The organism is Endozoicomonas sp. ALB115, assembly GCF_049310245.1.
Lineage (GTDB): Bacteria > Pseudomonadota > Gammaproteobacteria > Pseudomonadales > Endozoicomonadaceae > Endozoicomonas.
Map to the genome: position 1 here is coordinate 37,692 of NZ_JBLYZG010000038.1, position 11,988 is coordinate 49,679.

An 11,988-nucleotide genomic window follows, 5' to 3' on the forward strand; every position below is an offset into this window, starting at 1 on the left:
GTGAGGTGGGGAATATACCTTACTTATTGATAGCGGGAAAACCATTAGCACTGGATTCAGACGTCTGAATCCAGTGGGCGACAGCATTACCGGGTAAAGTGAATATTATCAATCAATCGGGCTTTGCCTAAATAGCCAGCAGCAAGAATGACCAGTGACTGCTCATTATGCGTTGCGGGCAGCAGGGTTTGTGGATTGCAGATATTAAAGTAATCCGGCTTGAACCCGGCCTGGGCCATGTGGGCAAACGCATTTCTGCGCAGCAGGTCAAAGTCGGTTTCGCCCGCCTGAATCGCGTCTCTGGCTTGCGTCAGGCAGCGATAAAGAGCGGGTGCTATCTCTCCGCGCTCTTGTGGGGTCAGATAGCCATTGCGTGAACTCATGGCCAGGCCGGTTGGCTCACGGGCGATTGAGGCACCGAGAATCTCAACCGGCATCACCATATCTTGCACCATTTTGCGAATGATGGTCAGCTGCTGGAAATCTTTCTCGCCAAATACCGCGATATCCGGGCGCACAATGTTGAACAGCTTGGTGACCACCGTGGCAATGCCCCGGAAGAAACCGGGCCGGGTATTCCCGCAGTGCATACCATCCAGCACATCGACACTCACATGGGTATGGTTTTCGCTGCCTTCCGGATAGATTTCATGGGTGCTGGCGGCATAGAGCAAATCAACACCGTGATCCATCAGCAGCTGCTGGTCCTGCTCCATGGTTCGTGGATAGGAGTCATAGTCCTCGTTGGGGCCAAACTGCAAGGGGTTTACATAGATACTCACCACCACAAAGTCGCAGCTTTCTTTGGCTTTTTCCACCAGGGTCAGGTGCCCACCGTGCAGGTTACCCATGGTCGGTACAAAGCCAATGCGCAGCCCGGCCGATTTACGGGTGCCAACGATACCCTGAACTTCAGCAATAGAGTGTACAGTTTGCATGATGGATACTTTCCGTTTAGTCGAATCCGTGTTCCGGACCCGGGAATGTGCCGTTCTTGACGTCTTTAACGTAGGCAGCGACAGCATCCTGGGCAGAACCACCTTCAGCCATAAAGTTTTTCACGAATTTGGGTTTGCGTCCGGCGGTCATATTCAGCATGTCGTATATCACCAGCACCTGGCCGTCCGTGTCAGCACCGGCACCAATACCAATCACCGGAATCTGAACGGCACGGGTGATTTCCCGGGCCAGCACCGAAGGTACGCACTCCAGCACCAGAATGGCGGCACCGGCCTTTTCCAACCCGATGGCGGCTGCAATCATGGCATTGGCGCGGGCTTCATCGCGACCCTGAACTTTGTAGCCACCCAGAACATGCACTGACTGTGGTGTCAGACCAAGGTGGACGCAGGAAGGGATACCCTGCTCACGCAGGCGGGTAACAATGGGTGCCAGCCAGGCCTCACCTTCCAGCTTGACCATTTCAGCACCCGCCTGCATAAGGCGGGTTGCGTTGGCCAGCGCCTGTTGCTCATTGGTGTAGGAAGCGAACGGCAGATCGGCCATTAACAGGGAGTCGCCCGCTTTGCTACTGACACAGCGGGTGTGATAACACATGTCGTCCACAGTAACAGGAACCGTGCTGGTTTGTCCCTGACAGACATTGCCAAGGGAGTCACCAACCAGTATCACTGCCACGCCCTGACTGCTGGCCAGGTGAGCCTGGGTGGAATCGTAGGCCGTCAGGCAGGTGAATTTCTCACCCGTTTTTTTCATCTCGGACAGGATACTTAGGGTGACTTTAGCCATGGGTAAAGACCTTGATTAATTGCTGTCGCGGATTATACGAGAAGTGTGAATGCTTGTCAGTTAAGGGCTTGGCGCAACGGTCAGGCCGCCCTGTTTCCAGAGTGCGGGTTTGCAAAGTCAGACTGTTAAAACCATGGATAACGGTCAGCAATAACATTCAGCCCCTGGTACCCTAGTTCATCCACCATTGCCTGCAATAGAGTACCATCCGGAAGTTCAAGATCCGGTGCAACATCCAGCAGAGGGCACAGCACAAAATTGCGAACCTGCATCTGATAGTGAGGAACGGTCAGTCGTTCTGACTCAATGCACCGGTTGCCAAACAGAATGATATCCAGATCCAGAGTCCTCGGTCCCCAGCGTACCGAGCGCACACGACCATGGGCGTTTTCTATCGACTGCAGGGCATCCAGCAGCCTGAGCGGTGCCAATGTGGTATTCACAGCCACCACCGCATTGCAGTAATCGGGCTGGCCGGGGGGGCCAACCGGGTCACTTCGGTAGAGCCTGGAACAGGCAGCAACCGTTATTTGAGGCATACTGTCAATGTCATCCACGGCACGCTGCAATTGAAGGTCTGGTTGCTCAAGGTTACTACCCAGTGCCACATAAGCGGTTTCTGCCATCAGGACTCTCCGGACTGATGTGCTGACGAGGCATCACCACTGCGAGGCTTGCGCCTGCGCCGTCTGCGTTTATTGCCCTGCTTTTTCTGCCCGCCATGGCTGGTAAGCGACCGGATCATGGCATGACGGCCATGTTCATCCAGTTCCTGTATTTCTGTCCACCATTGACCGGACGCCGACAGGTTTTCACCGGCTTGCTCCCGGAGTATCAGGAAGTCATAGGCCGCACGAAATTTGGGGTGCTCCAGCAAGGTTTCAATCAGTTTGGGCTGTCGGCGTTCCAGTCGAATCTGCAGATCCCAGATATCACGAACCACCATGGAGAACCGGCGGGGAATCGCGGTGTGATGACACTGGTTCGTGATCACCGTCATGGAAGCCTGCTGGAATGCCGGAACAGGCGGAATACCCTGGTCCATAAGCTCTCTGGCCATTCGCCTCATAGGTGCCCATAAAAGTGCGGCGAACAGGAACGCTGGTGTCACAGGACGATTTTGTCTGACTCGCTTGTCGGTACTGTCCAATGCTTCAATAATCAGGTGACCGGCAAGTCTGTCCTGTTCGTGCAAGCAATGCGCTGTTCCTGGAAACAGTGGATCAAACAACTGGTATTCCTGCAGTAATTCAAACGTACGTACACCCTGACCGGACTGCAGCAGCTTCAGAACCTCATCAAACAATCGTGCAGCTGGAATATCGTGCAACAACTGCCCAAGATCCCGAATGGGTTGCTCGGTTTCCGGTGCCATCGTGAAGTTGAGTTTAGCCGCAAACCGAATGGCCCTGAGCATGCGAACCGGGTCTTCATGGTAACGGGTAACCGGGTCGCCAATCAGTCGCAGGGTACCGGTGCGAATGTCATCAACCCCGTTGCAGAAATCCACCACACTGAAGTCACGCCCATCGTAGTAAAGGGCATTAACGGTAAAATCCCGGCGCATGGCATCGTCTTCCATGGTGCCATAAACATTATCCCGGAGAATTCTTCCGGATTCCGAGTGCCGGGACTTTTCCTGACCATGGTGCTGTTCATGGGTGGCACGGAAGGTGGCTACTTCAATCATTTCACGACCGAAGAGCACATGAACCAGTTTGAAACGTCGGCCAATCAGTCTGGAATTACGAAACAGCCTGCGGACGTCTTCAGGACTGGCATTGGTCGCGACATCAAAGTCCTTGGGGTGAAGATCAAGATAGAGATCACGGATACACCCCCCCACCAGATAAGCTTCATAGCCCTGGCTGGTTAACCGGTTAATAACTTTGAGCGCATTGTCATTGATGTAGCGACGGGAAACCGGATGTTTATCCCGGGGGATAACGGTTTTCTGCGGGTCGCCCGTTACATCAAATGTGGGCCGGTGGCGTTTTGACCGATTTCTGTTACGCATGAGCCAGAAAATAAGTGTGCCTCCAAGCACCAGGACAGCCATTGCTGTTATAAAACTGTACATTCCGGTACCTGGCATCATAGGGTTTGCAGGATTTGTTTAAGTTGTGAAAAAAATTGCATGGATAAAGTGGCTTACCGTGGTTGTTTGTGGCTTTGACCTGCCTGATCAACTTGACCTGAAGGGTAGGTCCGTAAGGATCAGCGCTTATCATAGCACCGCCGCTGTTTTCACTCCATTTGTCTTGACACCAGTGACAACTGTTGTCGGTTTTTATCAATAAAAAAGTTACCGTGATTCAGAAATTTCACAGTCGGCAACCCGAAAAAATCCTGAACTGAAAATTCAGTACCAGTTGCCACCGGAGTGCTGACCAGAACATCTCCGGCCAGAAATTTTACCAGACGATGTACCAATAATTAATTACAACTGGTATTTACGTACTTCTATTTCTTCACTGGTACTGGGAACAAATCACTTTTCTACTTGTCAGAGTTGTCGGTACGTCCATAAAACTTTTCACAACGTAACGAGAGGATAGTAATTATGAGTATCGAAGCTTCGGGCTTGTTTGGTGATAAAGCCCAATACTTGTTGGTGCACACCACGAACAACCGGGAGAAAGTGGATACCGGTGATGACGTTCTGACAAGATTCTTAGGTTCGAATCAGAGAACTGTACGCATCAAACCTCCCATAGAAAAACTGCTAACGCCTACCCAGCCGGTAGGCGACGACATCAAATTTGGTGCCACCAGCAGAATTGATGTGGTCAAGGAAATGATGGCCGAGCGAAATCTGTTTCAGGATGCTTCTATTGAGGCGGTATTGCCCAGAGTCTATATCAGTTTTGAAAATGGCCTGCGGGTCAAACCTGACGGACTTGTCGACGTTGTCGGCGCTTGCATTGAAATCGACGGCAAATCTTACTACGGAGAGTCCGAAGAGGTCCCTGTTCGGGTCAATCAAGAGCGCATTAGCATGATGACGGACGAGATCCGCAAAGAATTGGGTCCGGATGCAGATGTTTACGATTTCAAATCCCATTATCACACCCTCAATGCAAAACAGAAAGAAGCTTTCAACTTGATGATATTTGGTCACAGAGATGGTTGTGACGCAAAAGACGCGGTGCCGGAGCCACAGGTTGCAGGCCTGCGCCAGAGGGTGATAGAGGAATTGAAAGACCAAGGCGTCAGGGACTACTGGCGGACATATACCGATGATCGCCTGACCCGTAAGCAGGGACTGTCTCAGGCAGTCAAGAACGCCGTGAACGATTTCATCAGTAAGCAGAGCGGTGAAGATAAACTGCGACTCGTCCAGACCCTGAAGCAATCCCTGATCACCCGGGGGTTGCCTGCATCCCTTGGGGATCGCTATGGGCAAACAGTATGGATGCGTGATTTTGGTATTATGATCGATACCCTGAGCAAACAAGACGTCACCCGCCCTGAGGCCCACAAAAAGCTGACGGACTCTCTGGCATCCATTGCCAGCAAGCAGTTCGACAGTGGACTGATTCCTCAGGTAGTGATTCCAGACCCGTATTTGAGCGAATTTGTCTATCAGCGGGTGCTGGGGGGAGACACCGGGAATGGCTGGTACTACAATCTGCGTGACTATATGAAAGAAAAATTCCCCGGGATCACCCTGCCCACTCTGGATTCGGAGTCCCTGAAAACCATCGCACCGGAAGAACTGAAGACCATACTCAACCAGCTTTATGCTAACTACCTAATGGCGAAAGATACGGGTGACCCGGGTGTACCCAATCCGACCCATACCTTAAGGGGCTTACTGACCGATACCCTCGGCACATTAACGCCGGGCACCACCGACAGTGAAATTCACTTTATTCGCTCCATGACCAAACTGCTGGAACTTGCCGGCACTCAGGAGCAAAAGGACGACGTCCGGAAACTGGTTCCCAACCTTGCCCATGCCATGGCTTACCTTGATAAAAAAGTACTGGACCCGGCCAATGGCTTGCCTCAGGGTGGCGATAACCGTGATATGCTCGACACCTGGATGTATCAGAAACTGCTGTGCAGTAATGCCTGTTTTCTCTATCAGGGTTTCACCGGACTGGCCCATCATCTGGAAGAGATCGGCCCCCAGCTCAAGATCGAACTGAGTAAACATTTCCCACCCGGGACAACACCCGTTTCCGGCTTTATTTCCGCCTTGCTTGATGATAATCCGCAGGCCGTCAGCGATGAACTGGCGAAGTTCAAACAGTTGATTAAAGAAACCTTCCTCTATAACAAGGACGGCAAATTTGACCCGAGGGACTTTGTCCATTCGGATAATCCCACCGGCCGCGAGTCCATGAACAAACCCATGGAATATATCTCCCCACTGGTTAATGCCAACAAGGATTTTCTGGAGGGTAAGGAAGTCAACCTGCAGGGGCTGGCACTGGCTATTGAAAACGGGCTGATTCAACCGGAAGATCACCCTGCGGTGGTAAAACTGATCAGATCACAACTGACGGAAGCTGGCCTGAAGGTGTTCTCTCCCATCAATATGGCTAACAACCACGAAAAAGACATGCTGATCGATAGCAAAGGTTTTCTGGTATGGCCGCAGATCGAATACCGGATAATTGATGCTCTGACCAATCACATGGAGAGTACTCCAGAGGTTAAAGAGCTGTTGTTGGAGTTGCACGAGGCAGGTGAACGTCGCAATGGATTAAGTGAATGGTATAACACGTATGAATCCGAGGAGGAGAAGAAGGTAATCGTTTATGGTGGAGGAGCCACTGGCCAGGCATGGTCAATCATGTTGATGGAAAAGGCACTGAGCCCTGCCAACCTGACGGGTGAAGAGCCAATGGAAGTCGATGAGGGCAACTGAAAAAATAGTGCCCATCCTGAAGACCCTCTTCCAGAAGGTTGCCCGGTAAAATCATCCATCCGGGTGTCTCCTGAGGAAGGGGGGACAAAAAATTGAGGGTAAATATTCCGTTTTGTGAGGTGAATATAGGTTCTATTTGTCGCACAAAACGGATTTTTTTGTTTAATTCTCTGCACGACCATGTGAATGCAGGAGCAGTTACCGCACAGGGCAGTCTATTCTCGGTCAGCCTCCTGGGACACCCCCATCTATTGACTCCAAAATGATTTATTGTTGAGCTGAGATAAGAACTACTTTAATAGAACAGTCGAGACTTGCAATGAGGCTCTGATAGAAAGTTGTCCTTTTTCTCAGGAGATCTTCTGTGCGATCTGTAAATGAATGTATTGATAGGAGAATACGCTAATGAGTTCAAATCATCAGAAGAAAGTCGCCGTCGTTCTCTCCGGGTGTGGTGTCTACGATGGTGCTGAAATTCATGAATCAGTATTAACACTACTGAGCATTGAACAGCAGGGAGCAGCCTATAAATGCTTTGCTCCTGATATTAATCAACACCACGTCATTAACCATTTGACCGGGGAAGAAAGTCAGGAACAGCGAAATGTTCTGGTGGAGGCCGCCAGAATAGCACGGGGGAATATCGAACCCCTGGCAGCTTTGAAAGTCGCTGACTTTGATGCCCTGATTGTTCCGGGTGGCTTTGGGGCAGCGAAAAACCTGTCGGATTTTGCGTTTAAAGGCGCTGAGCTGCGAGTGCAGGTTGATATGATGGTTGCCGTTAAGGCGTTCTCGGAAGCCGGTAAGCCAATTGGCCTGATCTGCATTGCTCCGGCAATGGCTGGTCGTATTTTTGCCGAAGGCGTTAGGGCAACCATTGGTAATGATGCAGCAACTGCCGAGGCAATGGAGCAAACCGGAGTGACTCACCAGCCCTGTGCAGTTGATGAAATTGTCATTGATGAGCCCCATAAACTGGTGACCACTCCAGCTTATATGTTGGCACAAAATATCAGTGAGGCTGCCGCAGGTATTGGCAAGCTGGTCACTAAAGTGCTGTCAATGACCAGTTGATGATCAGCTTCAAGCCCGGGAATATAAGTAGTTAACCAAGATGTGAATATTCTCTGGCGTTCGCTTTTCATATTTTTACCTGCGAGCAGCTTGAACAAGCCGTTCAATGTGCTCTCTCGGCAGATAACCCAATGCAATGGCTGATTTGATGATCCCTGCGGGCTTAATATCGCCTTGCTCCCCGTAAAAATCGAGCAGTTTAGCGAATATTGAGGGGCAGTCCTTTAATTGAATAAAGTTCCTGACATGGAGAGATTCTAATGTATTTATGGGGATCTTTGCATTCCGTAATGAATCCTCAAATATTGGGTGCTGGAAAAGAGCAAGAATTTTACCTTCATCACGGCCTATATTGGCACCCAGTATTAAACATATAACGCTGCGATGTCTGCAAGGCATATCTTTAATGCCAAGGCCACTCTCCCACCGATTCAAGTCCCAACAGTCAGGATCTGTCGGGTTATTGCTGGCTGGTTTATTTGCCGCAGTACCACTGACAACCGATGGCAACACTCCGGTTTGATCCTTAATATAATTGATCACCCTGTCCAGAAGGAGGGATAATTGTTCTTTATTAAGATTGAACTCGCCATAGGGATTGAGCTTACCGTCACTGCAATACCGGATAATACTTTGTCCGAATACAACAGCTGCACTGCTGTCAGGATTTGTACCCTTTGCAACAACTGCACGGCTATCAGGATTATGTGTACTTTCTGCACGATCAACTGAGGATGGCAAAAAGGGTGATTTTCCAGCTGAAGGATGCATATCAGAAGTCCCCGGGTATTTGATTCAGACGAATATGCTCAGGCTGTGAATATTCTCAGCGGACCGCTAATCATATATTTATGTCTCCGCTGTCAAGTTAAAAATCTTTTCAATGCCTTCTTCCGGCAGATAGCCCAATGCAATGGCTGATTTGATCAACCCTGTGGGCTTAAGCTGAAGAAACGTTTTAGGCCCACCTGCGCAGATAGTCAACAGTTCACCTAATATTTTTGAAGTTGAAGCACCTTGGTGTTTCTGAAGAATGCCCCTGAAGTCGAGAGATGTTATATCTGTTTTGAGATCCCCTGCCCGCAATGATTCTTCAAATAGTGGGTGCTGAAAAAGAGCACGAATTTTATCTTCATCAGCCCCTATATAGGTACTAAGTATGTCAAAAACGAGTTTGCGATAACGGACATGCAACAATACATTCAAGCCATATCCTTCCGTACTGAATAACCTACTCTCCCAATTATTCCATTCCCAACGGTCAGGATTTGTCAGGTTATTGCTGGCTGAGTTTTGTTCCGCACCACCACTGACAATTGATGGCAGCTCCACTCCGGCATTCTCAGCAATATACTTGACTGTCTTGCCCAGAAGACCGGATAACTTGTCTTTATTGAGTTCGCCCTTGGAGTTTGAGCAATATCGCATCATAATTTTAGCTAAACTAACAGCTTGCGTGCTATCAGAATCCTTTCTGTCCCCTACGCAATAAGGAGAGGGCGGAAAAGGGGGTAATTCACCAACCGGAGCTGAGCTTTTCATGCTAGATCACCATTAATATTTCATTCAGAGGAATATACTATGATTGGACAACTAACCGGCAAAAATGTTCCATATTGATAATGTCTGAGAATCCAGATGGGGACTAACAGCCTCCTTCTGATACCCAACAATCCCGTTAATCCAAGATAAAGTGTCTACCAGTCGGTCTAACCTGGTTTGATCCATTGCTTCAGGTGTGAATGGATCAGCCAGGTTACTCAGCAGGTGAGCAGTGTCAGGGTACTGAGTCCGCTGCGCTTCTGTGAGCGTGATGCAATTGCCGAAGTCGTTAAACCAGACATCTATGTGGCCATCGGGTTTGAAACTTAACATGATATTGTCAGGGTGACAGTCTCCATGAACAATGCCATGCCCTAAGGCAAGCTCACACCATTTTTCCTGTACCTGAAAATGAACTTTATCCAGTACAGACTTGAAAAGATCATCATCAACCAGATTTACACCAAAACACCTTTGGTAGACTTCTGACCGCAACTGCTGGTTTTCCGGGTTGATCAATGTATTCAACGCATGCCCATCCTGAAGGTGTTCCATGATCAGCAGGTTATCAGCGTCAACTGCTTCGGTTATCTTTGGCACCCTGAAGGTTAATTTGGTTGCCTGTGGCAAGAGAGTATCAAGTCTTACTGTTTGTTCCGTTTGTTCCAGTGCTTCTTTGAATGCAGCCTGGTTCTTTTTCTCTTCTTTAAGATTGCACTGCCGGATCAATGGATTAGTCATTTCCCGGATGGCCATTCTAATTTCTTTTGGCATGAAAAATAGCAGCATTCTTATGGATTTTAACCCTGCTGCCAAATCATTGGCTTTCCAGTCCGGAACCACTTTGGCCACCAGCGATTCTTCATCTTTTTTAATTTCAAAGCAGGAGCGTATCGTTCCTGTTTCAATATGGCGTTCCACTGAATAAGCTTTACATCCGGCTTTATCCAGGATTGATCTCGGAACGGTAACAGGTATTTCAGGATTGTTAGCCAAAACGACATCAATCCTGTATTGACCATTCCATGCAGGATCTTCTGACGCAAAGAGTGCTGCAAATGGCCTGCGGTTATCAGGATGCCAATGACAGCAACCATTTGCGGAAGGACCCCATGTTCAAGCTGGCTGTCGGTCGCATTCCTCTGAATGCCGAGACCCATATGGCATCAGCCCCCACATTTACACGACTCGGGAAGGGCTTGTCCCGCAGGGGTTAAGGTGGTGGAGTATAAAGACCGTGTTAAGTTACATCTGCCCAGCAGCAACCCAATGAAAGTGTTGCTGCAACGAGTGACAGAGGCTTTTGCTGCTCTGCCAGTCCTCAAACCGGAATAAGAGACACAACTTTTAAGTTGGCAGGCGTTTTATTGAATCAACTGAAAGAGGTTGAGGGTTCAGTGCCCCTGGTGTCAGGCAAATCGGTATGTTTTTTGACAAAAAGCCATGGCGGGACACAATATCACCGCAGAGAAATACGCTGCTACGATCTGACAGGCTATGTTTGTTCAAAAAAAATCAATCATTCGAGCTATAGCAGCGTTTATGAAATATGCGGGCTAGGTCAATAGTTCTATTGTTGTCATCCCCAGACGATTCTCCAACTGGAAACAGGTAATCCCGGAAGAAACCATGCAGTCACCTTCCTCCTCAGTAACCGCAGACACGGCATCCCCGTTAACAGCCACTAAAGCCGGAAGGCACCAGCCAGCAAACAGCCGAAAACAAGAAAGAAAGCGATCCATGTCAGGTTACCAGGTGGAACAGACAACAACGGGCACTGGAACATTTCCACCGCATCAACTGCAAGCTGAATCCGGGCCCATCCCACCCATAAAGCGCAGGCGTGTTACTGACAACAGCAGGAGGATTGTGTGTTCTGCAACTTCGCTACCTGCTAATCCGGAGCCAATGGAGACCGAACCGGCCATGCCTGCTGACGCAGCTTCCAAGCTTCAGGGAGTGATCAGTTCCCTATCAAGAAACCTGCCAACAGTCAGCGACAACAGGCTATTAACTGGCAATGAACATACCTCAGCGATGGTGCAGGTCATGCCTGAACCAATGAAGGATGTACCGCTCACTACAGAAATTAACAGTGAAACATCAATTTCAGAATTTTCTGTAAGCCAGCAAAATGAACTGCGAACACATTTAAATAATCAAGAAATTCAAGCAATATTAACGAATGCCGGGACTCTTCTGAAAAACCTCAAAGACAGGAAAATCCAGTTAGCGCGAGACAGGGGAAAGCCGCCCGCACATTCCCTCTTTTCCAAGTTAAAAAACTTCAGCATTGTTAAAGATTCTCAGACCTTCAAAGGCTATTTTGCCAAAGCCAACACGTTCTTTTTAGCTGTCAATCCCCAGCAGATTACCAATACCAGCTGTCTTACCAGCATGCTCATATCGAAGACTCAGATAAAAAAGTTTTCAGAAGAAAGCGAGGAAAACATTCAGGCGGTTGCTGCTAACCCATGCTTGAAACAGATTGCCTCCATGTGTCATGGCAAAGGCTTGCCCGACAAAGCGAAGGTGGAAGCGTTCGTGGCGTGGGAGTGCTGGAAGGTGAACGGCGAATTCAGCCTGGAACTGCTGCGGGCCTTTTCCTCCATGTGTAATGGCAAAGGCTTGCCCGACAAAGCGAAGGTGGAAGCGTTCGTGGCGTGGGAGTGCTGGAAGGTGAACGGCGAATTCAGCCTGGAACTGCTGCGGGCCTTTTCCTCCATGTGTAATGGCAAAGGCTT

11 protein-coding genes and 1 pseudogene are annotated in these 11,988 nt (G+C 49.2%); 4 read left to right on the forward strand and 8 right to left on the reverse strand.

The window, feature by feature from the left end:
• Nucleotides 1-86 precede the first annotated feature (86 nt).
• The 4 genes from panC to pcnB form a co-directional block, all read right to left on the reverse strand.
• The gene (gene panC, locus ACO6VE_RS16145) at nucleotides 87-938 is read right to left on the reverse strand and encodes a pantoate--beta-alanine ligase (protein WP_422449583.1); all 852 of its coding nucleotides are present in this window, start codon (nucleotides 936-938) and stop codon (nucleotides 87-89) included.
• A gap of 16 nt (nucleotides 939-954) precedes the next feature.
• Complete coding sequence (gene panB / locus ACO6VE_RS16150; RefSeq protein ID WP_422449582.1) at nucleotides 955-1,749, reverse strand: 3-methyl-2-oxobutanoate hydroxymethyltransferase; 795 nt, start codon at nucleotides 1,747-1,749, stop codon at nucleotides 955-957.
• A gap of 125 nt (nucleotides 1,750-1,874) precedes the next feature.
• Nucleotides 1,875-2,375, reverse strand: coding sequence for a 2-amino-4-hydroxy-6-hydroxymethyldihydropteridine diphosphokinase (folK, locus tag ACO6VE_RS16155; protein ID WP_101747773.1), 501 nt, complete (start codon nucleotides 2,373-2,375; stop codon nucleotides 1,875-1,877).
• Nucleotides 2,375-3,829 (reverse strand): polynucleotide adenylyltransferase PcnB, encoded by a 1,455-nt coding sequence (gene pcnB, locus ACO6VE_RS16160; protein ID WP_422449581.1) that lies wholly within the window; start codon nucleotides 3,827-3,829, stop codon nucleotides 2,375-2,377. The genes folK and pcnB overlap by 1 nt, the downstream gene beginning before the upstream one ends.
• Nucleotides 3,830-4,312: 483 nt before the next feature.
• On the opposite strand from pcnB, the gene ACO6VE_RS16165 reads away from it, so the two are divergent.
• The gene (locus tag ACO6VE_RS16165; RefSeq protein ID WP_422449580.1) at nucleotides 4,313-6,628 is read left to right on the forward strand and encodes a hypothetical protein; all 2,316 of its coding nucleotides are present in this window, start codon (nucleotides 4,313-4,315) and stop codon (nucleotides 6,626-6,628) included.
• A gap of 405 nt (nucleotides 6,629-7,033) precedes the next feature.
• Nucleotides 7,034-7,702, forward strand: coding sequence for an isoprenoid biosynthesis glyoxalase ElbB (elbB, locus tag ACO6VE_RS16170; RefSeq protein WP_422449579.1), 669 nt, complete (start codon nucleotides 7,034-7,036; stop codon nucleotides 7,700-7,702).
• 75 nt (nucleotides 7,703-7,777) lie between these two features.
• Here elbB and ACO6VE_RS16175 read toward each other — a convergent pair whose 3' ends face one another.
• The 3 genes from ACO6VE_RS16175 to ACO6VE_RS16185 all read right to left on the reverse strand — a co-directional run bounded on the left by ACO6VE_RS16175 (nucleotide 7,778) and on the right by ACO6VE_RS16185 (nucleotide 10,240).
• Nucleotides 7,778-8,473, reverse strand: coding sequence for a hypothetical protein (locus tag ACO6VE_RS16175; RefSeq protein ID WP_422449578.1), 696 nt, complete (start codon nucleotides 8,471-8,473; stop codon nucleotides 7,778-7,780).
• A gap of 78 nt (nucleotides 8,474-8,551) precedes the next feature.
• Nucleotides 8,552-9,244, reverse strand: a complete 693-nt coding sequence (locus tag ACO6VE_RS16180) for a hypothetical protein (RefSeq protein WP_422462311.1) — start codon at nucleotides 9,242-9,244, stop codon at nucleotides 8,552-8,554.
• A 51-nt stretch (nucleotides 9,245-9,295) separates the two neighbouring features.
• Nucleotides 9,296-10,240: an AarF/UbiB family protein gene (locus ACO6VE_RS16185; RefSeq protein ID WP_422462313.1), complete on the reverse strand. Its 945-nt coding sequence runs from the start codon at nucleotides 10,238-10,240 to the stop codon at nucleotides 9,296-9,298.
• A gap of 2 nt (nucleotides 10,241-10,242) precedes the next feature.
• On the opposite strand from ACO6VE_RS16185, the pseudogene ACO6VE_RS16190 reads away from it, so the two are divergent.
• Nucleotides 10,243-10,455, forward strand: a pseudogene (locus tag ACO6VE_RS16190) (transposase); the annotation flags it as partial.
• A 345-nt stretch (nucleotides 10,456-10,800) separates the two neighbouring features.
• Here the strand turns inward: ACO6VE_RS16190 and ACO6VE_RS16195 are convergent.
• On the reverse strand, nucleotides 10,801-10,986 hold the full coding sequence (locus ACO6VE_RS16195; protein ID WP_422462315.1) for a hypothetical protein: 186 nt from the start codon (nucleotides 10,984-10,986) through the stop codon (nucleotides 10,801-10,803).
• A 166-nt stretch (nucleotides 10,987-11,152) separates the two neighbouring features.
• On the opposite strand from ACO6VE_RS16195, the gene ACO6VE_RS16200 reads away from it, so the two are divergent.
• On the forward strand, nucleotides 11,153-11,988 hold an 836-nt coding region (locus ACO6VE_RS16200; RefSeq protein ID WP_422462317.1), incomplete at its 3' end, for a hypothetical protein.

Bases quoted from the DNA above. Each gene is read 5' to 3' on its own strand.
- panC (WP_422449583.1), bottom strand. From the start codon at position 938: ATGCAAACTGTACACTCTATTGCTGAAGTTCAGGGTATCGTTGGCACC.
- panB (WP_422449582.1), bottom strand. From the start codon at position 1,749: ATGGCTAAAGTCACCCTAAGTATCCTGTCCGAGATGAAAAAAACGGGT.
- folK (WP_101747773.1), bottom strand. From the start codon at position 2,375: ATGGCAGAAACCGCTTATGTGGCACTGGGTAGTAACCTTGAGCAACCA.
- pcnB (WP_422449581.1), bottom strand. From the start codon at position 3,829: ATGTACAGTTTTATAACAGCAATGGCTGTCCTGGTGCTTGGAGGCACA.
- ACO6VE_RS16165 (WP_422449580.1), top strand. From the start codon at position 4,313: ATGAGTATCGAAGCTTCGGGCTTGTTTGGTGATAAAGCCCAATACTTG.
- elbB (WP_422449579.1), top strand. From the start codon at position 7,034: ATGAGTTCAAATCATCAGAAGAAAGTCGCCGTCGTTCTCTCCGGGTGT.
- ACO6VE_RS16175 (WP_422449578.1), bottom strand. From the start codon at position 8,473: ATGCATCCTTCAGCTGGAAAATCACCCTTTTTGCCATCCTCAGTTGAT.
- ACO6VE_RS16180 (WP_422462311.1), bottom strand. From the start codon at position 9,244: ATGAAAAGCTCAGCTCCGGTTGGTGAATTACCCCCTTTTCCGCCCTCT.
- ACO6VE_RS16195 (WP_422462315.1), bottom strand. From the start codon at position 10,986: ATGGATCGCTTTCTTTCTTGTTTTCGGCTGTTTGCTGGCTGGTGCCTT.